The sequence below is a fragment of the Paenibacillus mesophilus genome (genome assembly GCF_005938385.1).
Classification (GTDB): Bacteria; Bacillota; Bacilli; order Paenibacillales; family NBRC-103111; genus Paenibacillus_AB; species Paenibacillus_AB mesophilus.
This window is the reverse complement of the sequence record NZ_VCRA01000041.1, coordinates 32,318-56,758: the sequence shown is the minus strand read 5'-3', so window position 1 is coordinate 56,758 and position 24,441 is coordinate 32,318. Positions and strand designations below refer to the sequence as shown.

The following is a 24,441-nucleotide window of genomic DNA, read 5'->3' as shown; positions in this document are numbered from 1 at the left end:
TTCATTGTAGCCTCCTGGAACACGAGTATTTGTCCTTTTTTGCTGGCCAGCTCAGGACAATTTCATGTTACCAGAGGCCTTTTTCTTGTTCAAACCGCGAATTTCTTCATTACAGGAATGCTGCCCGTTAACGCAGCTAGGCGGCCATTTGCCGGCCGCCTTTGAAGGTTGATCGGATGTTCTTTTCTTACAGTTGCTTCTATTTGCGCAGACTCTTAACCACCAGCATAATAAGACCGAAGAGCATCAGCAGCACGCTGACTGCCGCCATGGTCCATTTCAGTGTCGTGAAGAGACTGCCGGCTTTCGCGATAAATGCGATCTGATCGGGATAATTCGTCAGCATTGTAACGATGCAGGCATTCTCCAAGTAATCGAGAATGAGGGTCAAATAAATGAGCAGTGGCAAACCCTGTATCCAAGACTGCGGTGCGAACACGCGTCGATAGATCGCGGTGGTTAGCAAACCGAAGAACGAGCTATAGACAATCGGATAAATAAAGTCCGCGATCAATGTGAACCTGACATAGAAATCTCTTCCCGCATCGCTATAAGCGCCAATAATAGAATAAGCCTTATCAACCGTATACGAGAGTCTCAAATCCAAGATACCCGCGCTGCCCGAATAGTCATTCAGCTTGGATGAACCGTATGGTAGCACAACAATTTCTATGATTAGCAGCACGAAGAACAACCCGGTTATGACTTGCCACATACTCAGTTTCTCTTGTGTACGTCGCAATTGAGCCAACATATCTGATCCCCCATTCTTCGCTAAGATTGTGATGGATCACGTCTGCTGTCATCTTCATTTTATCGGATTAACGAACCCTTTCGACCCGTAAGTTTCCAGAAAATTGTCCTTCTATCACGAAAGCGTTGAATGGAACACGCGTGCCAAAGAGGGACTTAACTTATTGAGCTAACGTGCTCCGTTAGCGTGGAAGGGACTTCTGTTCATCGTACAGGCATCCACGGCGGCTTTTATTTATTTAGAACATCAAGGATATCTTGCGCGACTTCATTGATGTCATTTGAGCCATTTGTTCGCGGAACGAATTCGATCGGATTTAACTTTTGGCCATTACATTCAATAAATCGAATCCGGTTTTTCCGGCATCCGCGCGGGTGACGTTGCTCAATACGACAAGTAGAGTCTGCGTATCCATCTCTCGATAAATAAACGTCGAGAATCCACTGCCATTGCCGTTATGGGCGACAACGCTCGGATTACGCGGGTTAATGCTCCACCCGTATCCGTAGCTGCCCGGATTGGGCTTATACATCTTTTCGATTGAATCCTTTTTTAGTATTCGTTCACTGTACAGTGCACGATCCCACAGCAATAGATCGCCGACAGTCGAATTATACTTTTCGATCGTATCGTTCACACACAAGAGCCCCCGCTCCTCAAGTTGCAAGATGGCTGCTGCGGTAAACTGCTTGGAAATCGACATAAGCCGGTACGCAGTTTGCGGCGAACACGTCTCGCTTTCACTGGCCTTTCCATACCCTTGGCAGAACAGTATCTCGCCTTTTATGGCTATCAGCACGGTTCCATTGAACAAATTCCTTCGCAAACAGCGGTCCGCCTCTTGCGCCCATGTGGGAGTTGCAACTATGGGTATGGGATCCATATTTGTCATAGTTCCCCTTCACGTCAAGTTCTTCGACTGATTATTTGTGTTTACATTATAGATTGAGCTTATCTACTGTTTCTTTGAAGTATGCCAGTGTTTCTTCATATTGAGGTTTATTGGAAAGGTAATTCAAATAATCCAGACCGATCCATACATGTAACGTATTTTCGAAAACATTGAAATCAAAATTTGAACTGTCGGTTGAGTAATGTTCCATAAATGTATTTCTGTACATTGCATATTCATAATCGTTGTACTGAAATTTCATCCAATAAGTCATTCTCGATATATCCGCGATCCAATTGTATGACATGGCGTCATCCCAATCGATTAGAGTAAGTTCGCCATGATTATCTACAATTACGTTTTTTGTTGATAAATCGCCATGATTCAATACAGAGGGGAGATTGTCGCTTAAACGAAGCTTATCGATAACTGGTTTCTTTATTTCCAGTAAACTGTTCTTATCAAATAACTTCTTGTTTATCAAGGCTTTCGCTATCTCGTCGTATTTATCGCTCATAGACTCAATAAATGAGTTGTAGCTTGCATTGCCACTGCCTATATAGCCGTAGTTCTCAATATGTATCCGATGTATTTTCGAAACCAAGAGTGCTAATTTCTTATAAAATTCCTTTCCCGATTCCGAATCGAAAACAATTTGATCTGCGGTTAATCCGGGCAAACATTCCTCGAGCAAAAAACCGGTTTGAAAAAATGAATCGTTTCTGTCGAACGCGATCATCTTTGCACAACCAATATGGTTTTCAATCAATTTTCGGTTTATAAAAATGAGCTTTCCATCTTCGGGCCAATTTCTCTGCTTATATATTTTAAAAATATAGGGCCTGTTTTTCACTAAAATTTTATAGACTGAATTATTGGGAACATTCTCAAGTTTTTCTATATCGTCAACTTTCGTATGTAATAATTCCTCGACTTTTTTTCTTATGTGAATGATTAATTCTTCCATGCTTCATTTGTCCTCCCTAAATCTAAATCCATTGCAGGTGATTTCCGTTCCAATCCCCTCCAGTATTGGAAATGCACCTATTTCTAACATTGACATTATCGGTCTGTCATTCCAATTTCAACGTATATCTTTTTTATAATTTTTTATTCCGACAGACATAGATCACCTAGTTATTATCCTGCCCGATCGTATTAGCGTAAACTGCCCTTCAATGGCAAAAAAATGCCCCATAGCAACGGGCTATGATATCATTTCTGCAAATGTGAGAGCGCGGATTTCCGGAGTAAGCATAACGCCGAAAGCGCCCCGAATCCCGTATGGGACTGAGGCGCTTTGTTCTAAATGCATCTTCCTGACACTCACCCAGTGGATGATCGGCTTGGATCATTAGGGTGCTCCCAAGCAACAACCATCTGAAACTCAGCCTAATTTTTAATCGCCCATTTTTTCCAGAAATCCGATGTCCTCCATCAACCGCTTCAGCATGACCGCTGCTTGTGCGCGTGTTGCCGATTCCGCCGGCGCCAACCGGTCCAGCGTCATTCCTTGAATGATGCCGGTGGCGACGGCTTCCGCTATCGCAGCCCGGGCCCATGGCGAAACCTCCGCCGCGTCGCTGAATCTACCCGGCAAGTTCGCCGTCACTCCAGCGCCAACCGCTTGCTCAGTCGCCAAGGCGCGTGCATTCGCCAGCATCACGGCCATCTGCTCCCGCGTAATCTGTTCTTCAGGCGCAAACCGCGCCTCACCTATTCCGTTTACCAGTCCGCTCCTTGCGCCCGCTTCCACCACGGATGCAAACCATGCGCTTACCGAAACATCCTTAAACACATTTCCAGCAGCCTTGTCTTCCGTGCGAAGACCAAGCGCCCGCACCAGCAATGCCGTGAACTCCGCGCGGGTAATGGCGCGGTCCGGTGCATAAGCTGTCTTCGACACGCCCTCCACAATCCGCTTCCCAGCCATCTGCTCAACCGGAGATTTCGCCCAGTGCCCTTGCATATCGGCAAACGAAATCGGATCCGATTCCATAACGACATAGATGCTGTTGTGCGGCATCCGCATCACCGACTCCGAGCCACTGTCGCCGTGATTCGAGGTGACCGCTGGAACGAACGTAAACGATTGCGCGTCCGGATCGTACAATACCGCCGTATAATTTCGCTTCGCCACCCCAGCATCCAACACGATAGACTTCATCATGTACGTTCCGCCAAAGTCGCTAATTTCCAGCGTCTGTCCGCCGCCCGTTACGAGCAATCGAAAGTCGATCGCTTCACTGAGCAATGTCATGCTTTGCTGCCGGGCGGCTGCCGCAAGTTCATCCCGCTCCGATCCCGTCAAGGTCTTGATGAAGATATTCACCTTCATATCCTTCACGTCGACGCCAAGCTTCGCAGCCAATTGCTTTAGATCCAGCACGTTCACTTCCAATTGAAAGCTGGAGCCGTTCAAGCGAGCTTCGAACGTAACATCGGAACGAAAGGACATCATTTCATCCAACAGATCGGCAGGCAACTGCAGATTCACGCCTGACTTACGTTCACGTTCATTGATTACAATGCGCACGAACGGACGCTCCGCAATATCCAGCAACTTCGGAAGCTTATCCACCACTTCTTTGGGCAATACCACCTGATCGACGGTACGTCCATCCTCCTGCTTCACTTCCGTGATATCCTTCGGAGCAACCCTGATGACAATGATCCCTTTCTCCAAGACGATCTCCGTCTTTGGTTCGGGATCTCCCGAAGGCCCCCCCAAGGGCTCTCCCTGATCATCCGGCTCCGGTCCGGATGGCGTCGTCGGGATGCGAATGTTCGTTACTTCTATCATCTCCACTGCTTCATTGCCTGCCACATCCCGCGCATACACGGTGTACATGCCATTCGCACTTACATCGAAGCTTCCGATGAAGGAAGTCCCGCTCCCTGCGAAGTAAGACGCCGGCCTGACGCCATCCGACCACTTCAAGATGTCCATTCCGCTGCCCGTTTCATATACATCGGCTGTCACCTTCACGTCTCCGTACGTCGGGCTTGTCGGACTCGCCATCAAGCGAATCACGGGCGCGGTAAGGTCGGTGTCATCTTCATCCGCAAGCGGCGTTGCACTTGCCTCATTGGAGTAGAGGCTGTTTCCCGACGCACGGCTCGCGATTACCGCAAAGTAGTACGTCGTCCCGTTCGTCAGACCGGTTGCCGTGTAGCTGGTCGTCAAACCGCTGACGGTACCAATCGGCGCGGCCCCGTACACACCGGAGGCCGTTCCTCCATATACCGCATAGGTTACCGTATCCGGCGCTCCGCTCCAGCTCAATGCGACTTGCCCATCCCCAGCAATCGCGGTCAATCCTGATGGCGGCGTCGAATCCGGGATGCGAATGTTCGTTACTTCTATCGTCTCCACAGCTTCATTGCCTGCCACATCCCGCGCATACACGGTGTACATGCCATTCGCACTTACATCGAAGCTTCCGACGAAGGAAGTCCCGCCCCCTGCGAAGTAAGACGCCGGCCTGGCGCCATCCGACCACTTCAAGATGTCCATTCCGCTGCCCGTTTCATATACATCGGCTGTCACCGTCACGTCTCCATACGTCGAGCTTGTCGGACTCGCCATCAAGCGGATCACGGGCGCGGTAAGGTCGGTGTCATCTTCATCCGCAAGCGGCGTTGCACTTGCCTCATTGGAGTAGAGGCTGTTTCCCGACGCACGGCTCGCGATTACCGCAAAGTAGTACGTCGTCCCGTTCGTCAGACCGGTTGCCGTATAGCTGGTCGTCAAGCCGCTGACGGTACCGATTGGCGCGGCCCCGTACACACCGGAGGCCGTTCCTCCGTATACCGCGTAGGTTACGGTATCAGGAGCCCCGCTCCAGCTCAATGCGACTTGCCCATCCCCAGCAATCGCGGTCAATCCTGACGGCGGCGTCGAATCCGGGATGCGAATGTTCGTTACTTCTATCGTCTCCACAGCTTCATTGCCTGCCACATCCCGCGCATACACGGTGTACATGCCATTCGCACTTACATCGAAGCTTCCGACGAAAGAAGTCCCGCCCCCTGCGAAGTAAGACGCCGGCCTGGCGCCATCCGACCACTTCAAGCTGTCCATTCCGCTGCCCGTTTCATATACATCGGCTGTCACCGTCACGTCTCCGTACGTCGGGCTTGTCGGACTCGCCATCAAGCGGATCACGGGCGCGGTAAGGTCGGTGTCATCTTCATCCGCAAGCGGCGTTGCACTTGCCTCATTGGAGTAGGTGCTGTATCCCGACGCACGGCTCGCGACTACCGCAAAGTAGTACATCGTTCCGTTCGTCAGACCGGTTGCCGTATAGCTGGTCGTCAAACCGCTGACGGTACCGATTGGCGCAGCCCCATACACACCGGGAGCCGTTCCTCCATATACCGCATAGGTTACCGTATCCGGCGCTCCGCTCCAGCTCAATGCGACTTGCCCATCCCCAGCAATCGCGGTCAATCCTGACGGCGGCGTCGAGTCCATTACGGTTACCGTCAGCGTCAGCGTCGCCCCCGAGCCGAGCGTGAACGTCAAGTTCACGGCGCCGATGGGCTGAGCGCCGAGAAATTCCTTCTTGATGGTAACCGTATTGCCCGTTACCACATAATCCGTGTCACGAGCAAGAGGCGTTGCACCGTTCGCAATGCTCGCGAGCGGGTAGCCATTCAACGTTAACGTTGTCGTTATATCTGCATGCGCCGCCGCTCCGACGTATTTATCGAAGCTCGCCGCGGCAGGGCTGATCGTGTTCTCCGGCAGTAAGTTGAATGAATAGGCGCTTGCGATTCCGGCCGTCGCGCCATCCCCCTGGGCCTCGAGGGCCATCGCATAGAGCACATGCCGACCATAGGTTGCCGAGGACACAGTCGCCACCCAATCCTCGCCGGACGCATCCGCCCGCTTCCATTCTCCTAGCGTATCATCCAACTGGTAATACAAACCTAGCACCTTCGTGGGATTCGGGTGATAGTCATTCGCAATACGGAAAGTAAACGCGGCGTTTGTTCCGCTTGCGACATGGTCCGGCAAAGGCACGATTTCAACCTGCAAGGGATTCGGCGTCCGTCCGGAGCCGTCAATGACGGTCACCGAGTCGCTCAACTGGTTCGAGACATAGATGCGGTTCGTCGCCTCATTCACTGCGATGCCTCCGGGCGTGTGCCCCACAGTTACCGTCTCCGTCGTATTGCTGTTGCCGTCGATGACGGTAACGTTGCTGCTGGCAAAATTGATGACATAGATTTCATTCGTTGCCGAATTGACCGAGACATCCCGGGGACCGCTTCCCGCTGTCAAAGTTACTGTCGAGTTGTCTGCGCCGTCAATGACGGTCACCGTATCGCTAGATTCCGCCGAGACATAGACTTTGTTCGTCTTGGCATTCACTGCAAGATAACCGGGAATGTTCCCCGTTATGACCGATGCTGTCGTATGGTCTGCGCCGTCTATCACGGTCACCGTGTTATTGCCCGAATTCACGACATAGATTTTGTTCGTAACGGAGTTGACCGCAATCTCACGAGGGCTGACGCCCACCGATACCGTCTCTGTCGTGTTGTCCGCACCGTCGATGATGGTGACATCGTTGCTGCCGTAATTGGAGACATAAATCTTGTTCGCGATCGGATTCACCGCGATGCCGAAGGGAGCGGCTCCCGCATTGACCGTCTCCACCTCGTTCGTCGCGCCATCTATGACGCTCACCGTATCGCCCGATTGATTCGTTACATAAATTTTATTCGTGATCGGATTCACCGCGATGTCAAACGGAGCATCTCCCACTTCTACAATCTCCGTCGAATTGTCCGCGCCGTCTATAACGGTAACGGTATTATCATAATAATTGGCGACATAAATCTTGTTTGTCACTTCATTCACTGCAACACTATAAGAGCTGCCTGCCGCCACTGTCTCGATCGTGTTGTCCGCGCCATCTATGACAGTCACCGTATTGCTAAAAAAATTGGAAATGTAGATTTTGTTCGTCACCGCATTCACCGCGATGCCGAATGGGCGGTCTCCCGCCGCCACCGTATCCGTCATGTGATCCGCGCCGTCTATGACGGTCACCGTGTCGCTCAGATGATTCGCAACGTAGATTTGGTTCGTTACGGGATTCACCACGATCCCGTAAGGGCCGTCTCCCGTTGCGATCGTCTTCGTCGAATTGTCCGCGCCGTCTATGACGGTAATATTATCACCGAGATAATTGGCGACATAGATTTTATTCGTTACGGAATTTACGGTGAGTAATCGGGGACCGTTTCCTGCCGCTACTGTCTCCGTCGAGTTGTCTGCGCCGTTTATGACGGTCACCGAATTGCCGCCTTGATTCGTCACATAGATTTTATTCGTCACCGGGTTCACCGCGATGTGGGTAGGCGAGACTCCCGCTACAACTGTTTCCGTCGAGTTGTCTGCGCCGTCTATGATGGTCACCGAATTGCCGCCTTGATTCGCCACATAAATTTTATTCGTGATCGGATTCACTTCGATTGCATAGGGCAAGCTTCCCACCGTTACCAGATTCGTCGAGTTGCCCGCGCCGTCTATGACGGTGACATTATCACCGTTTATATTGGCGACATAAATCTTGTTTGTTCCTGCATGGACAGAGATTCGATAGGGCTCGTCCCCCGCTGCCACCGTCTCCGTCGAATTGTCTGCGCCGTCTATGACGGTGACATTATCACTGTTTATATTGGCGACATAGATTTTGTTCGTCACCGCATTCACTGCGATATCAATCGGGCCATCCCCCACATCGATCATATCCGTCACGAGGCCGGCACCGTCAATGACGCTCACTTTGTCGTGATCCAGGTGGGTGACATAGATTTTGTTCGTCACCGCATTCACCGCGATCGCGGTTGGATGGCTCATTGTGATAATTGTCTTCGTTTCACGAGTCGCGCCGTCTACGACGGTGATGGAGCTGTCTTGTTCATTCGCGATATAGATTTGATTCGTTACCGGATTCACTACAGTGCTGTAGGGGCCATTTCCTGTTGTCACATTGCCCAATGCCGTATCTGCCGATACCGCTTGCGGCGCCGACAGCCAGGAACCGCTCAGTATCGCCAGGGCAACCATTATTTGCAGCAGAACGGCAGTGTTGATCCTTGTCTTCCTCATACTTGACGGATGATTCCTTTGCATCTTGTATTCTCTCCTTTGTACTGTAGGCCTATATTTGGATAAGCATGCCTGGGTCAAATGGAAGAACTTTGCGCTTCTTGCGACCACCGATGTCTTTATTTGAGGTAAAATGGAAATAGACGCACTCTCCATCGTAAAAATGAAAGAGCATCTTGTATTTCGTCAAGCACTGAATTGTATTTTGAGCCTTCTCTTCACGATTAAGGTCGATTTTCTCTCATCATCTTCTCCTTTCTCTATAACCCCAAGCGGAAATTGACTAGGCTTTATTAACATCAATATAACAAACGGCTATGAAAGAACTATAAAAGAATCCAGTTCGGTTCCAGTATGTAAATAACAATGAGTAACAATAACACCCATCTTTTTGATGACAAGGGAACTTAAAATAATAGCGACCATACGAGTTTGGTGGAATTATAGGGCACAATAAAGAAACTTGATCTCATACGGCGAAACTTATTGACGGGAGGGGAATTTATAATGCCAATTAACTTTCATGATGAACAAAACAGGCAGACATATGCAACGCGAAACGCTGATAAATCTTGGATATCATTAATAAAAGATCCAGTAGATATCTCGAATAGGACTTTTAGAAACCCAGTGTTTATGCGGGTTTTCAAACGTCAACTTCGTTAAAAAGGTAATTTGTCAACAGGCCCCCAATGTCGGCAGCCTAGTCTTAGTTGGATATTGAACTATCGTACCCGTTTCTTTTAACGATCTTTGGTAAATATATAAAGGAAAATGATCCACGGAGTTACCCAGTGGATCATTTTATTTTTACCAAGGTGTTGGAATTCTTGTCTTGTTTTATCGTTTATCAGTTTGAGTTTTCCTTTTAAACCATCATACCACTGTGGCGCATTGTCAATATCGCTATTTTCCAAAGCCCGTAGTATCCTTGAGAAGACGTAGAGTTGGTCAAACCTCTTAAACCAAGGAATTAACCTAATCATCTCTTCATCCAACGATAAAACTGAGCGATAACCTTTCAGAAAGGATTCCGCTTTAGCCACTTGTTCTTCTTGCCTACCACTTTCCAACAAGTCCTTAAGCGTAGTCACGATATCCATCGCAAACCAGTGGTACATGGAATCATCGAAATCAAAGACGTTAAAATGTTGCTCATGTTCATCCCAGAGCACATTGCCCAGTTGGAAGTCATAATGAATAAGTCCAAAATTATCATCTGTCATGTTCAAAGAACTCAGCCACAACTTTACCTTAACTAATTCAGCCTTAGCCGCTTGTTCCAACGGATGACGTCGCATAGGAGGAATATAAAAATATAAACAGAATATTACAATTAATTTCTTTCATTGAGAGGAGCTTCTATGAACACATTGCATAATAAGACTGAACTTCGTATCATGATCGACGAGCCTTGGCAGAAAGAAAGTATTGAAGAGATAGCAAAACGCTTTGAGGCTGCGAACCCGGGAGTGAGTGTGCTTGTCGATGTTGTTGATAATGGCGTGATCCGTTCGGAGCTCTATACCGGTGAGTCGAGAGCGGATATTGTCCAGCTATTTTGTGGCGATATTACGGACGGAAGCCGGGACGGACTACTGCTGGATTTACGACCGTGGGTGGAAGCGTACGATATCGAAGCACTATTTCACCCATCGATCTTAAAGCTTGTGCGAAAAGGCGATAGCATTGCTGCTATGCCGATAAGCGCAACGATGAAGGGCATATTTTATAACAAGCAGTGGTTCGAAAAAGCCGAGATCCCGTATCCGGACGACGGATGGACATGGGATGATTTTCTTGAGATCGCACTAAAGCTGCAGATGGCGAATGTGAATCCCGGAGAAGAGCGTTATGCGGCCCGAATATCTTTCCATAGAGAATATATGGGTCTCCTTCTATTGACAGCAGGCACGGACTGGCTATCTCCCGATCGAACTCGTGCTTCGGGTTATGCGAACAGTCCAAAAGCAGTCGAAACGATTACGTGGGCCACCGATCTCGTTCGCAAACACGGAGTCGCCTGGGCTATGCATGACTATTTCAAAAACAGTGATTTACTTGAGAATAACACCGGTATGATCCTCGATTACTTCATCATGCTGCACGAGAATGAGCCTAAATTGAAGGAAAATCTTGGGGTGGTAGGTTTGCCGTATTTCCGGGGAGGTAAAAGAGTTAATGAGCCTTGGATTTGCGGATTCGGCATTGCTACCCGAACCGAACATCCAGAGCTTGCTTGGCAGTTGCTTCGCGAACTCACCTGCACGAGTAATGAGCTCACCCGACTCGTTACACAGGGCTTTATCGCTCCGCTTCGATCCGTTTACGCGGAAGTCGGGCACGATAACGATCCATTGCGGCGAGTAGTATTGGATGAGCTTGCTTACGGAGGCCCTCTTCCGGTGTCAGCCGCGAATACCGATTACTACCGCTTGTTGGACAAATATGTGAATCCGGAAATGCGCCGGATCGTTTATGAAGGCGCGGACGTTAAGGAGACGCTAGACACGATTGCGGTAAGGATGGACGAAGCGCTAGCAAAGGTAAGGCCAGCAGTTACTGCAAATTGAGTAACTACGATTTTTCGGGATATGCTCCGTGATTGGACAAAACAAATAGCTTTGTCGAATAGGACATCTACGCTGCTTAAATTCCTCGGTTCCCGATCGTCACTTTTCCTGATTCCCGTAAGTCGAGAAAGGCGGCCGATCGTAAGAAGCCGGCTGCCTTCATATGTCTTTCCTGAGCTATCGTACCCGTTTAGTTTAATAACAGTTCGTTAAATTCTTTTTCAATAATTGATGCTCCTTTATCATAATTAGACAGGATCGCGAGAGTGTAACCACTATGCATATACATTTTTAGGGTTGAATTAATTCCTGGGAATCCTCCGTTGTGACCTACAATCCGTTCACCTTTGTTCATTTGCTCACCAAAACCATAACCATATTTATGATTTGAAGACACCTCCACTTTTCCTCGGGTAACAAGTTCAGTCCGTTCAGAACTTAATAACTTATGATTTCGAATTGCAATGTCAAAGTTATGTAAATCCTCGACTGTAGAGTACCCTCCACCTGCTGGCCCGCCTTTTACTACATGAAGAAAAAGATTATTTCTCCATGCTCCTTTTTCTTCAACGCCAAGACGTGTATAACCTATCGCAAGATTTGGAACATCATACTCTAGGTCATAAGATTCTGTATGGATCATATTTGCTGGCTTATAAACAAAATCTCTTATTACTTCGAAATAGTCCTTGCCTGTAATAGACTCAATAATTGCCCCCAGTACAATGTATCCCGCGTTGCTATATCCCCATTTTGTTCCAGGCTCAAACAACAAAGGTTCATCAATAAACAGTTGCGTATAATCATCCACTGACTTAATCCTCGCTACAGATGCTTTATACTTGTCATTCCAGTAGGAGCCCATTCCAGATGTGTGTGTAAGAAGCTGATGAATTGTAATGTTATTAGAAATTTGAGGCGGATAGTGGGGCAGGTATTTACCGACTAATTCATTGAAGTTCAAAAGTCCCTCTTCAGCTAAACGTGCAATCGAAACAGCTGTAAACATTTTGTTCATTGAACCCAGATTAAATTTGGTATCCACTTTGTTTTTAATGGAATAACCTTTGCTCGCTAGTCCATAAGCATTTTTGAAGAGCACCTCACCATGTCTAGCTACAAGAATAGAACCTGAGAAAACGTCCTCCGTGCTGAGCTTACCGACGAAATCTTCAATTTTTAACACAAGCTCCTTTTCGCTGACTCTCAAAATCATAAGGCACCTCTTAACATTTTATTTCTGTTATATAAAAATTCTCCAATCAATTGGCTAATTCCTTGATTTATTGAGAAATAAAAGTTAAAAAGCGGCAGCCTACATATGTATCTCTACGACATTTTTATTGTTTCCTCCGGCTTTGTTCTCATCATACTGTACAACTTCGTATTACGCGGAAACTTGTCGGCAATGGTACCAGGGAACTGAAAATATCAGTTCATAGACTCTGTCGAAATCGTCTCGCATCCGTTGAATAATGCAAAATTTTGAAAACAATTGTTCAAGGCTGTTCGCAATTGCTTTGTTGACTTTATGCCGTTCTCGTACCAGATGTTTTTAACAACGAGCGTCCCGGCTTTTCGCTCGGCGATTACCTCGGCTCGTCCGATGAGGCTTTCTCCGTATAATAGAGGCAGCACATAATAGCCGAATTTCCGTTTGATTGCAGGCGTGTAAATCTCCCAGGTGTAATCGAATCCAAACAATTCGTTGATCAGTTTTCTGTCCCATATGAAATTATCTAGTGGGGCAATCAGCTCGCAGCGCCATTTCGGCGCCGGTTTTTGCATAACGGCTTCAATAAGCGGCAAGTCCTCCGCACGGCAGTACAGTATATCCTTCATTTGTTCCACGGCAACAGCAACAATGCGAGCCTCGTGCAACAGCTGGCGGAAAACCTCGTTGCGCTGCTCCGCTTTCAATCCCCATATGTTCAGCCAGGCATCGGATGCGCGATTCCATAAAAGGCCAACAGCGCCGATTCGACGCAGTACCCGCCACTTATGATGCTCAATCTCGCCCTCCAGCGGCTCCGGCGCATTCAGCAGATTTGGCTGTATGTACTTCCCGGCGATATCGTAATATTTACGCGTTCCTTTTTTGTGATGGATAATCAACTCGCCTGTCGAGTACATCTGCTCCAGCACCGACCGGGATGAATTGTTTCCGCTGCTCCAGTGGATGGCAGATTGCCAAGCGAAATTTCCATCCAATTTTAGATCATCCGAACTTAGCGCTCCGTGATTTTGGATGTGAGCCCGTACTTGCTCTGTCAACGCTTCCATTTCGGGATAGCGCTTGGCATGTTGTCGGGCGGCCTGCCTGTACCGCTCAAAATACGGCCAGTCCTCGACAGGAATAATGGCCAAATTCTTGTCGGGATAATCGACAAGGCTTCTATCTTGATACAGCAACTCGTCGAGCATGTTCTTGGTAAATCCTTTGATTCGCGACTGAAGCACCAGTTCGGCGTTTTTTCCGCAAACATCGATGGGATCGTATTGAATACAGCCGACCTGCCGCACAAAATCCAATACTCCCTGCTTTCCGGTAAATTGATATTCGCCCAACAGCCCGTGCTTCAATAACAGAAATTGCCGTGCCTGGCGGTTCGTCAATTGGATCATGTATGCATTGGCTCCTTAACGAAACAAACGGGAGCCGCTTGCACATGATGATGGATGGCGAGGTTGATTATCTTAATAGAGTTACTATTTGCTTCTTGCCATAATGGTGGTATCCATTGGGGAGCTTTATTAGTAAACCCCTTTCCTAATTTTCCAATAACCGAAAATTGCACTTTTTCAATGATTTCAAGCACGCCTATTCCCCCTATCCGTTGGAAAATACAAAAAAACAAACACATGTTCCCATAAAATGTTACCATTGTCTGGAGCATAAAAACAAGAGCTATTGAAAAATAACTGCCATTTAGCTTAATGCGCAGCACTTCCCAGTTGCCACTGTTGATGACAATGCGGATATCCGGCGTTGCAACATTGCCGTTGTGCCCGGCAACGGCCAAATCGGGAAGCGTCGTCCCGGCCTTCGCCTGAATGTACTTGATCGTAAGATTCGGAAACTTCTTCCTTAAGTAGTCGCCAAGAATAAACGACTTCGCTTCACTCCGATACGAACCTTCGTTCCCTTTATAGGACGATCGAGAGAAACAATGCAAACAAAAAAAGAGCATGAGGAATATTCCTCCCCTGCTCTTTCCTATTTTTCAAGTACATTCATCGATGAATTTGATTCAATGCGCGAAGAAAGCGTCTCTTCGTTTATCAACCCCGCCCAATAGAGCCGAAGCTCTTTAAACAGAAGATTATATTCATCCTCCCGGATGTTCAGATCCGTAAATAACCGGAAACTCGGTATGATCTCACGGAACAGTGTAAAGCGCGATGGACGGTTGCTAGTATCGGGCCCCGACCATTCCGCCGAATTTACACGGGCCGGCAAGCTGCACGTATGCTCGCGGATATACTGCTGCGCTGTAGGCGAAATCATAAAATCAACCAATTTACACGCCGCTTCTTTATGTTTGGATTGTCGATTCACTGCCATTCCAATGGCCAACAAGATCGTTAGAGGTTCACCAAAATGAGGAACAGGCGCAATATCGTAGTTAAGGTCACTATGGTGCAAAAAGTTCAATACAAAATAGCTAGTAATCATCATCGAGACTTTGCCTTGACGGAACATGTCCAGCTTTACATTATCCCAGTCCATTAAGCTGTTCGGCAATGATGGAATTTTTTTATATATTTCCCGGCTGTAACGGATCGCTTCCATCATTTCTGTACCGCCGAGCTTAAGTCGCCCGTCCTCGCTGCGTTCAAACGCTTTCCCCTTTTGCATCAGCAACAAGCACGCCCGATTCGCTGTTGAAAAGTAACAATGAAATCCGATCCGCTCATCAGGAATGTCCAACGCAGCGGCACATTCAAACAGCCGTTTCCAGTCCCAACTACTGTCGGGCTCCTGCAACCCCTGCTGAACAAAATGGCTTCGGTTGTAGCAGAGTATAATCGGAGAGAATACAAAAGGCTGTACTCGCAGTTCCCCATCTTCTGTAAAAGCGTCGGACAAAAACGGGTACAACGCTTCATTTCGTGCCAGCGGTTCAATCTCGTCGAGACGGCCTGCATCGGCAAAAGCGCGAAAATGGTTGTAATTCATAGTCAACACATCCAGCATGCCGCCGTCTAGATGGCTCTTGGCTTGGTCGTACGTCAAACCGGGCAACTTGACAACTTGGATACGAATATTCGGATGTTTCCGGTGAAAGAGAACAATGAGTTGATGAATATTCACATCGTCGGGGATCGTCGAGGTTAGCCCGAGTCTGATCGTAATCGCGCCTTTTTCCGCAGGATCGACTACTTGGCTGCCAATCTTCGGTTTTTTGACTATCAGCGATTCATTGGCAAGCACAGAAAGCCCTTTGCGTACCGAAGGGACGCTTAAGCCAAATTGCTCAGCTAATTGTTTTTCGGAAGGCAAAAATTTCCCAGGCTCGATATTCCCGGTAATGATATTGTTCCGAATCGATGTGATCATTTCATCCAGTCGTGGGCGAAATGTTTTGCGGCTTGGCTTACGTTCCATTCCGTGTTCAACCTCATCGCATATGATATTTGATCATAAGCGATGGATCTATTCATGTCAAATTACGGATCTGTCAACGATTCGGTGTAACCAGTACCGAGTAGGTTTTTAGATCTTGACAATATCTAATAAATAAAATACTATTTTTCTTGTAGTTAATTATTAGATATTTATTAGATTGAGCGAAAGGGAGGATCGAATCGAATGAGAAACCTATTGTACGCCGGCACATTAAGTGTATCACTGGTCGCGCTATTAACCGCCTGTAGCGGTAGCGATCACTCTAGGAACAAGTCTAATGCCGTTGAAAGCGCTAACACCGAGAATAAGCCGATCGAACTGAAGCTTCACTTTTACGGTGTAACCGAAGCGGAATTCAACGACCGGTTCAGGGACGCTCTTCAACGAAAGTTCCCGCACATTACCTTTATTTGGTTGCCGTCAAGTGGTGCGCAGAATACATTGCCGGAAACGATTGCTCGCGGAGAAGTTCCGGATATTGTCCGCAATATCGCCAGCACCGTCCATTCCTCGTACTTGAACATGGGGCTTGGATACGACCTCAATGAAATGGTGAAAAAATACAAATATGACCTCAGCCGTTTTAACCCCATTTTCATCAAAGGGCTAATGGATCTGACTTCGCAAAACGGAGAGCTTTACGGCCTTCCGGTATCGCCGTTCTTCTCGCGGGTGCTGTACTACAACAAAGATTTGTTTGATAAATTCGGTCAGCCTTATTTGAAAGATGGTATGACCTGGGAAGAAATTTATGAAGTGGCACAAAAACTGACGCGGGTTGAGAATGGCGTTGTCTATCGCGGCTTCAGCGCGAATATTACAACCTTGATCGCCTACAACGAGTATTCTGCCCCGGCGCTCCACCCTGAAAAAGACGAGTTGTACGGGTATGACATCTGGAAAAAAATATTTGATAACTACACCCGGTTTTACAAAATACCGAACAATAGCGTCGGGAAGACCATCAACGAAGAAGCTGCAGTATTCCAAAAGGGTTCTGTCGCAATTCATTCCGACATTTTCTCCCCTTATTTAAATCTGGGCATGCTGCCAAACTGGGACATGGCTTCGATCCCGATAATTGAAGGCGCGCCGAAAAAGATCGGCATTTTTTCCCCCGGATACCTGATGATTACGAAGCAAAGTAAGCACAAGGACGAGGCGTTTAAAGTGATTATGGAGATGCTCAACGATGAAGTGCAGTTAAAGGATGCCCGCAACGGATTTTTGCCGACGGTATCCAATAAAGAGCACATGAAGGTTCTAGGACAAGACAACGATTTATATAAAGGGAAAAATATGAAGTCCGTTGATTATTATGAGTTCGCTTCGGTTCGCCTCCCCCGGGCGAGAGGGATGACGCCTATCGATACAAGCACAGCGGATTCATTCTTGCGCAACGCTTTCCTTTCGGCAGCAAATGGCCAACAAGATGTTAATACGTCTTTGAGAAATGCGGACGAACTTTTGCGAAAAGAAGTTGAGAAAGAAAAAAGTAAAATGAAATAAGCTCAAGTGAAAGCAAGCCTATTATTAGACGAAGGAGAAATCCCAACCATGAGTTATAACTTGTTCGAGTTGAATCAAAAAGGCCTCCCCCATTTGCTTGACGGGGTAAACGATGCCAACGATTGGTTAACGAAGCGAAACGAAATAAAGCATAAATGGCTGGAATTCATCGGCGGGTTGCCCGAACGCGTTCCCGTTTCCTACAAAGTATTGGACGAAATAAAAGAACAAGATCATACCCGGCTGCATCTTATTTACGATACGGTTTATGGAGATCAAGTAACGGCATATTTGCTCATACCGGATCCGTCCATTCCCGGCAAAGATCAATACGGGCGACGCCCGGCGATGCTCGCCCTGCATGGGACGCAAGAATTGGGAAAAGAGCATTACGCCACGTTGAGCGGCGGAGAAAATAGGCGTTACGGATTGCAGCTTGTCTCCAGAGGGTATATTGTGCTTGTTCCGGATGCGCTAACGGCGGGTGAACGGATCTATGACGGGTGTCGGTCTTTCCAAAGCAAGCCGTTCTATGAAAAGCATCCGAACTGGACTACGGTCGGCAAAAATATTGTCGATCATATGCAGGGCGTAGACTTGTTAAGCGTGTGGGAAGGCGTGGATCCGAACCGTATCGGGGTGATCGGCTTATCGTTCGGCGGGTATAACTCTTATTTTCTCGCAGGTATTGACGAACGTATCCGGGCTGTTGTAAGTATTTGCGGCTTCAGTCCGTTCTATGGCGATCATCGTCCGACTCATTGGGGCATACGCAGCTGGTACACCCATTTGCCGAAAATAACCGATTATTTAAGCCGATACGAGGTGCCCTTCGAATTTCACGAGATTGCCATGTTAACCGCTCCGGTTCCCATCTTTTATTATTACGGCCAAACGGATGCAATTTTCCCACATTGGCAAGCGATCGGTGAATGTATGGCCGAGTTGTACAAGCTGTACCAGTTTCTCGAAGTTGGGGATCGGTTTGAAGCGGTCATGACGGCGAAAGCGCATGATTTCCCGCCGGAAATCCGCACTATGGCCTATGACTTTCTGAACCGCTGGTTGATGGAACCATCAAAATAGACGAGGCTGTTAATAGAAGAGACAAGCTAAACTGCAAGAAAACGTCAAAACGCTGATTGTGCCATAAATTCAAGGAGGGGGCAGCTAGGCTAGCCCCCTCCTCTCGTTAACAACCTCAGAACGGCATTGCGAAAATATCGTCCGATACGATCCTGTACGTATAATCGTCTACATACTCGCGATTCGAATTCGGCTTGCGCGTCTCCGTCCAATATTTATTATAATGCCGCGCTTCGAACGTATACGGCGCAGTAAAGCCGGTGAACGGAGCGATGTCCAGCATGCGGCGCACGGCGCGTTCCGCCCCTTCGCGGATACGGCGGCACGATTCGTCTAGATCGAGATGAATCGCCGATTCGAAGCCAGTGCCTTGCTTCGTCACGACCGTTTCGATCTCCGGCACGAACATTTTTGCCTCCGAAGCAGCCTTGTCGTCGCCGGACAAAAAGATCGTCGGCACCGACTGCACGCCGGCAAGAAACGCCCTTGCACCAAATTCTCCGATATATACACCGTTCAGCCGGTAATACATCACTTCTCGCGACGAATACGTATGGCATAGCGGCGCGTTGATCGTACCTGCCATCGCATGCTGTCCGACGAACAGCATCGCCGCGTAATCATGCAGTTGGCCCGTATGGGGCCGATACTCTCTTTGATAGTTGCAGCCGACCAAATCTTCCGGGAATAAGCCGTACGAGCCGTGACCGTCCCATACGTCGATGACCGCATCCGGGTAAACCGCCTTAATCCCTTCCACGCAAGCATTCACTTCGCGGCCCAACTGCTTCATCGAAGGCCCTTTGCCGTCCGGACCGGAATCGGATGTCCGGGTTTGCGTAAACCGGTCGGTACCCGCAACCCCTTCCAAATCGGTTAAGATGTAAAATTTAATCATGTAGGGTTCCTCTCCGAATCTTAATTTATCTGCTCTTAATTTGTGCAACCATTTGCTGCACTTCCTCATCAACCTTGCGCATCATCGTGTTCATATCCATATTGCCTAGCGCCAAATCGGTTAAATATTTGCGATACACGGCCGCCAAGTCCGGATCGTAGATCGTTCGTTTGGACAGTGGAGCCAGCTTCACTTTAAATACCGACTGAACGTTGCGATCCTTGTAGTATGTATTTTGCGCAAACTGCTTGATCCGATCGTCGTTGACGATAGCCGGATAGTTGCCGTCGCGAGCCGTAATCGTCTGATATTCGTCGGAATACAAAAATTTGATGACTTCCATCGCCGCGTCTTTGTTTTTGCTCATATTGGTAACTCCGAACAGCAGCAAGTTCGCCTGAGCGCCTCCGCCCGGTGATTCCTTGAAGCTCGGATAAGTCGTAATGTCCCAATTCAAATCTTTCATATCGTACGAAAGCGGAATATGAACAAGACCGACTTCCATCGCGGCATCTCTCGTTTTATAAAAGTTGGCCTCCCCTGGCAACGCTTTCAAAGTCGCAGTCTTTTCTTTGTAGCCAGGCGCCGTCATCGGCCGAACCGCGATCGTGTCGAAGATCGTCTTCCATTTTGCTTCATCGGTGACAACCGACGACTTGCCCGTCTGCGCATCGTAGTACGGCAGCGACAATGCGTTGAGCGAGAAATGCTGTGACGGAGCAACGACCAAGCCTGCATACGATACCCCTTGATCGACCCGGGTCAGCTTGTTGTTCAGATCGAAAATATCGTCCCACGTCAGGCCGTCTTTCGGATAAGCGACGCCGAATTTATTGAAAATATCTTTGTTATAAAATGTAGCCAGCGTCTCGATCCCGATCGGTAGACCATACAGCTTGCCGCCCCATACCGGGCTCAACCCTTGCACCCAGTTCATGCCGACTTTGTTCGGATCGACGCTATGCTTCTTCATCAGATCGGTCATGTCGTAAACCATGCCGCTCTTCAATGGCCCGTTCGTAAAGTCGTTGACGGCAGCATAGACGATATCGACCATCGTATTCGTCGCAACCAGATCGGTGAACTTAATAACAGAGCTTGGAATGAACTTGATCGTATAATTCGGAAACTTCTTGCGCAGCGAATTGCCGAAGCGCGTATCGAACGCCTCCTGCGTATGACCGGAGTTCGTGACGATCGTTAGTTCAACCGGCTCCTTGCTGGCCGCCGGAAGCTTGGCTGGCTCGCTAGATTTCGTATCGCTCCCCGAGCTGTTGCTTCCGCTGCAACCGACCAATCCGACCGCAATCGCCGACGATAACATGAGCAGTGTTACTTTTTTTCTGACCAATATGAACCCCTCCCATGTACTGAATCAACTCTTTCATTTTTATGCCGAGGTCTAACCAAAAGGTTTATCACTCGAGTGATTAAAATTATAATAAATCGTAACAGCAAACAATGTCAACAAAAAAATACGAATATTGGATCAAAAATAAAGCCGAGCTTGGGAACCATCCCCTTGCCCGGCTGTTTACATTGACTCATACTTAGGACTTGTACTTCCTCTTACAATCATCTCATATGGCAGCACGATACTGGCCTTATCCTTGTCCAGCCGCTTCATTCGCTCGATTAGGAGCAACCCGGCAGTTTCTCCCGATTCCCGCAGCGGCATGCGCATCGTCGTCAACTGAGGTACCCCAAGCGTGGCGTACGCATCGTCGAAACCGGCTACCGAAATTTGCTGAGGAACTGCTATGCCAAACTCCTTTAAAGCGAACAGCACACCTAAGGCATGATCGTCGCTGGCGCCAATAATGGCGCTTGTTTGTCCCAGATGTCCCATTTCTTTTAGCGTCGTATAGCAGTCCTGAACCGTAATCGGCGGCTTCGTCGCATGCGCTGCGATAACGACCGAAGTCGGCAGGCCGGCTTCATGCATGGCTTGCAAATAACCTTGTGTCCGCAAGTTGTTGGAGTTTCTCGACGATATTTGCTCGGTATCGTCCAGCAGCTTCAACGACGCCCCGGGATGGGAAATCATCATAATATGTCGGTGACCCTGCCCAATCAAATAATTCGTCAAATCGTATCCAGCCCGCTTATGGTCATAAACGATGCTGTCGACGCTGTCATGGGAAAATCGAGAGCCCGTTACATTGACCGCCATTCCGGATTCGGTTAGTTCGATTAAATATTGACGATCCAAAGATTCATGCGTACCCGCAACGAATGTCGCTCCGGATACCCGTTGTTGTTTCAACAAGCGGATCGCTTTTAACAAGTCGTCTTGATTCCGCTCCACATGGCACATGATGACCGCATGCTGATGGTCTTGAGCAACCTGCTCGAAGCTTTTGACGAAAGAGGCGTAAATGTTGCGGTTGATCTCATTGGCAATGACGATGCCGAGCACCGCGTTTTTTCCGGTCATCAGTCCGCTGGCAAACGTGTCTTTATGGTAGCCGAGCTCCTTTGCCGCTTGCTTCACTTTCTCAACCATCGCTTGAGACAGTCCCGGGTTGGCCGACAATGCTTTGGACACCGTCGTCCGGTCGATATTCAAGTGAACGGCAATATCCTTCATCGTTATTTTCTTTTCCCGTACGTATCGCCGTTCCTGCATAGCTCTTCCCTCTCTCCTCTCCCATAAAGCGGGCTAAACAATCTGGAAAAGCCGACCCGGAACTTCATCCAAGCGACCGGCCCTACTTAAACCCCACAAAGTGAAGTGAATTCCTCGAAGCTTATTCCGTCATCTTTGCATTAACATGCAAGCTTGCTTTCTATAAACGCCCTCAGGTCGCAGCACGGTGCGACTGTCGTCACCTTTGTGCTTTTGCTCCTCCTACGCAATCAATCAAAAACGCCAGCGTTACTCGGTCCGCGCCGACCGACGGCTCGATGCAGTATGGCACATACTGCTCGTTTGTTTCTTGATCGATATAATGGAAATCTTCGCCGGAATGCTCCATGTGCTGCTTCATTATAACAAATTACTGTTTTTTTGATCAATCGAACTTCCAAGGCGCCCAGGTGGATCATGGGTCACCACCGTTTGCTGTTCGCTGACACTCCAAAATTGATGCACCAAATTCGGGTAGACAGTGATCGCGATCACCCAGGGAAGGTACGCCTCGCGGCCGGGTATGGCCTATTCGAATATGTTGAGCCGGAATTGAAGAATCGTCAGCTTTTGAAAATAAGTTTTAGACTGATCCATTAAAAAAAGTCTCCCGTTAAGTTAAAAATGGAAGCCGGTCATAACTTCCGGCTTCCGTAATTTCAATTGATATAGTAAGCCTGAAAGCGTATCTCCCGTCTTTGACCAACTGTGCACATCGAATGGTATAACCTGTACTAACAGCTTCAAAATGTCCAAAAACTGACTATGCACACTGTCCAAGATCTGATGTGCAAATTGACCGCACTGCTGTAAACCCGTCAAGGGCGGCAGCGTTTATATCCTTGACGGGTGGGGGGGCTTCCCATGCCTATATTTCTGCCCCGCGATAGCTTGTTGTGGCTGCCTCACAGCGCCCCTTGGTTGGTTGGCGTCTAGCGTCGCGGTCAGACGATCACGCGGTAGTGAAGATGGACAACACCGCTTCGGAAGCGGCGCTCACCGAGCAGCTCGAGCCGCATGCGGAGGTTGTCCGGCAATGCTTGCTTACCTCCACCCAAGACGATCGGATTAAGAAGCAGATGACACTCGTCGATCAGTCCCGCACTCATCGCCTGCCCAGCAAGCTCGGGGCCGCCAATCGTAATGTCGGCTCCTAAAGACTCCTTCAGCCTCCGGATCGCATCAGGATCGAATTCGCGCTCGATTCTAGTCCTGGCGCTTGAAACCTCCTGAAGCGTCCGCGAATACACGATCTTCTCGGCCGCTCGCCAGATCTGCGCAAATTCCCGTATTACCTCCGGTTGATCGCCTGGCTTGGCTCTCGCCGTCTCCCAGTACACCATCGATTCGTACATTCGACGCCCGTATAGGTATGTGCCAATCGGCCGCTGGAAGTCAGTCCAGAACGCAAACTCCTCGTCATCGGAGGTCGTCCACTCGATATTGCCGTGCTCGTCCTCCATGTACCCGTCCAAAGATACGTTAGCAGCGTAGATCAGTTTAGCCATTTCAATAACGCCCTCCAATTTTCAGTTTCCAACGAGACCATCATTATTAACATATAATGGAAATACTCTGCCCGTTAGTTGAGCAAGGCAGCCAATCGATTCCATGGCCGCACCGTAACGGATCAAATCTTGATTGCAACGTAGGCCAATGCAATAACGCCCGAAGGGAATACTTTAGCCTCATTCAGTTTCAAGTGAATCCGGCCTGAAAACTCCCCGAAAAGCGGTTTACCCTTCCCTAGCAAAACCGGATTCACGATAAGTCTATACTCATCAATAAGCCCGTGTTCCGTCAATTCCCGGACAATACTGCCGCTGCCGTAAATCACCATGTCTTTTCCCGGTTGCTTCTTTAGCCGTTCAATCTCCTCCGCCAGAGTTCCACTTAGCGGACGGGCGTTATTCCATGTTCCCCAAGGCGTTTCTTTCAACGTCCCGGTGACCACATATTTCTGCAATTCATTGGTGCGTGCTGCAAAACTACCTGGAGCATATGGCCAAAAGCCGGCCATCATTTCATACGTAATCCGGCCGTAAATAATAGTATCCACCGAATCAAGCAGGTTCATTGCGTAGTCATTCAGTTCTTCATCTTGAACGAACCAATCCAGTTGCCCCCTTTCCTCCTCCATGAAACCTTCTATCGATAACATTTCAGAGGCGATTACTTTCCGCATCAAGCTCATCCTCCCGTTGTAAAAAAAATTAATTCCGAAGGTACATTCACCAGCATCCTGTTCCAGTGTAGCAATGTTTTGTAGGGTACATTTCTTGCCGATTGCTATATATCAGAGTTAGGACCAAATAAAATCCATAGAAGTAAAACACTTTAC

Annotated in this window: 17 protein-coding genes; 3 read left to right on the top strand and 14 right to left on the bottom strand. The window is 48.3% G+C overall.

Annotated elements, in window-relative coordinates; translation table 11 throughout:
- Positions 1-199 precede the first annotated feature (199 nt).
- From FE783_RS34560 to FE783_RS34540, 5 genes are all read right to left on the bottom strand, one after another.
- Entirely contained in the window at positions 200-754 is a 555-nt protein-coding gene (locus FE783_RS34560; protein ID WP_138883959.1) for a hypothetical protein, read from the bottom strand.
- 316 nt (positions 755-1,070) lie between these two features.
- Positions 1,071-1,646 carry a serine hydrolase domain-containing protein gene (locus FE783_RS34555; protein ID WP_138883958.1) on the bottom strand — a complete coding sequence of 192 codons (576 nt, stop codon included), beginning with the start codon at positions 1,644-1,646 and terminating at the stop codon, positions 1,071-1,073.
- Between the two features lie 46 nt (positions 1,647-1,692).
- A complete protein-coding gene (locus tag FE783_RS34550; protein WP_138883957.1) occupies positions 1,693-2,613 on the bottom strand; it encodes an aminoglycoside phosphotransferase family protein in 921 nt (306 codons plus the stop codon).
- A 432-nt stretch (positions 2,614-3,045) separates the two neighbouring features.
- Positions 3,046-8,799, bottom strand: coding sequence for an S-layer homology domain-containing protein (locus FE783_RS34545; protein WP_158302191.1), 5,754 nt, complete (start codon positions 8,797-8,799; stop codon positions 3,046-3,048).
- 719 nt (positions 8,800-9,518) lie between these two features.
- On the bottom strand, positions 9,519-10,061 hold the full coding sequence (locus FE783_RS34540) for a phosphotransferase enzyme family protein (protein WP_158302190.1): 543 nt from the start codon (positions 10,059-10,061) through the stop codon (positions 9,519-9,521).
- Positions 10,062-10,139: 78 nt separating this feature from the next.
- On the opposite strand from FE783_RS34540, the gene FE783_RS34535 reads away from it, so the two are divergent.
- On the top strand, positions 10,140-11,348 hold the full coding sequence (locus FE783_RS34535; RefSeq protein WP_138883954.1) for an extracellular solute-binding protein: 1,209 nt from the start codon (positions 10,140-10,142) through the stop codon (positions 11,346-11,348).
- 190 nt (positions 11,349-11,538) lie between these two features.
- Here the strand turns inward: FE783_RS34535 and FE783_RS34530 are convergent, their stop codons facing one another.
- The 4 genes from FE783_RS34530 to FE783_RS34515 all read right to left on the bottom strand — a co-directional run bounded on the left by FE783_RS34530 (position 11,539) and on the right by FE783_RS34515 (position 15,957).
- Positions 11,539-12,564 (bottom strand): serine hydrolase domain-containing protein, encoded by a 1,026-nt coding sequence (locus FE783_RS34530; RefSeq protein WP_138883953.1) that lies wholly within the window; start codon positions 12,562-12,564, stop codon positions 11,539-11,541.
- Between the two features lie 215 nt (positions 12,565-12,779).
- A complete protein-coding gene (locus tag FE783_RS34525; RefSeq protein WP_138883952.1) occupies positions 12,780-13,973 on the bottom strand; it encodes a winged helix-turn-helix domain-containing protein in 1,194 nt (397 codons plus the stop codon).
- Complete coding sequence (locus tag FE783_RS34520; protein ID WP_138883951.1) at positions 13,970-14,539, bottom strand: hypothetical protein; 570 nt, start codon at positions 14,537-14,539, stop codon at positions 13,970-13,972. The genes FE783_RS34525 and FE783_RS34520 overlap by 4 nt, the downstream gene beginning before the upstream one ends.
- 26 nt (positions 14,540-14,565) lie before the next feature.
- Positions 14,566-15,957, bottom strand: a complete 1,392-nt coding sequence (locus FE783_RS34515) for an extracellular solute-binding protein (RefSeq protein WP_138883950.1) — start codon at positions 15,955-15,957, stop codon at positions 14,566-14,568.
- A 204-nt stretch (positions 15,958-16,161) separates the two neighbouring features.
- On the opposite strand from FE783_RS34515, the gene FE783_RS34510 reads away from it, so the two are divergent.
- Positions 16,162-17,487 carry an ABC transporter substrate-binding protein gene (locus FE783_RS34510; protein WP_138883949.1) on the top strand — a complete coding sequence of 442 codons (1,326 nt, stop codon included), beginning with the start codon at positions 16,162-16,164 and terminating at the stop codon, positions 17,485-17,487.
- 48 nt (positions 17,488-17,535) lie between these two features.
- Complete coding sequence (locus FE783_RS34505) at positions 17,536-18,573, top strand: alpha/beta hydrolase family protein (protein ID WP_138883948.1); 1,038 nt, start codon at positions 17,536-17,538, stop codon at positions 18,571-18,573.
- A gap of 115 nt (positions 18,574-18,688) precedes the next feature.
- Here FE783_RS34505 and FE783_RS34500 read toward each other — a convergent pair whose 3' ends face one another.
- From FE783_RS34500 to FE783_RS34480, 5 genes are all read right to left on the bottom strand, one after another.
- Complete coding sequence (locus FE783_RS34500; RefSeq protein WP_238403359.1) at positions 18,689-19,471, bottom strand: M55 family metallopeptidase; 783 nt, start codon at positions 19,469-19,471, stop codon at positions 18,689-18,691.
- Positions 19,472-19,496: 25 nt separating this feature from the next.
- Positions 19,497-20,822, bottom strand: a complete 1,326-nt coding sequence (locus FE783_RS34495; RefSeq protein ID WP_138883947.1) for an ABC transporter substrate-binding protein — start codon at positions 20,820-20,822, stop codon at positions 19,497-19,499.
- Between the two features lie 183 nt (positions 20,823-21,005).
- Positions 21,006-22,100 carry a LacI family DNA-binding transcriptional regulator gene (locus FE783_RS34490; RefSeq protein ID WP_138883946.1) on the bottom strand — a complete coding sequence of 365 codons (1,095 nt, stop codon included), beginning with the start codon at positions 22,098-22,100 and terminating at the stop codon, positions 21,006-21,008.
- Positions 22,101-23,044: 944 nt separating this feature from the next.
- Positions 23,045-23,608, bottom strand: a complete 564-nt coding sequence (locus FE783_RS34485) for a dihydrofolate reductase family protein (RefSeq protein WP_138883945.1) — start codon at positions 23,606-23,608, stop codon at positions 23,045-23,047.
- 122 nt (positions 23,609-23,730) lie between these two features.
- Positions 23,731-24,285 carry a dihydrofolate reductase family protein gene (locus FE783_RS34480; protein ID WP_158302189.1) on the bottom strand — a complete coding sequence of 185 codons (555 nt, stop codon included), beginning with the start codon at positions 24,283-24,285 and terminating at the stop codon, positions 23,731-23,733.
- Positions 24,286-24,441 lie beyond the last annotated feature (156 nt).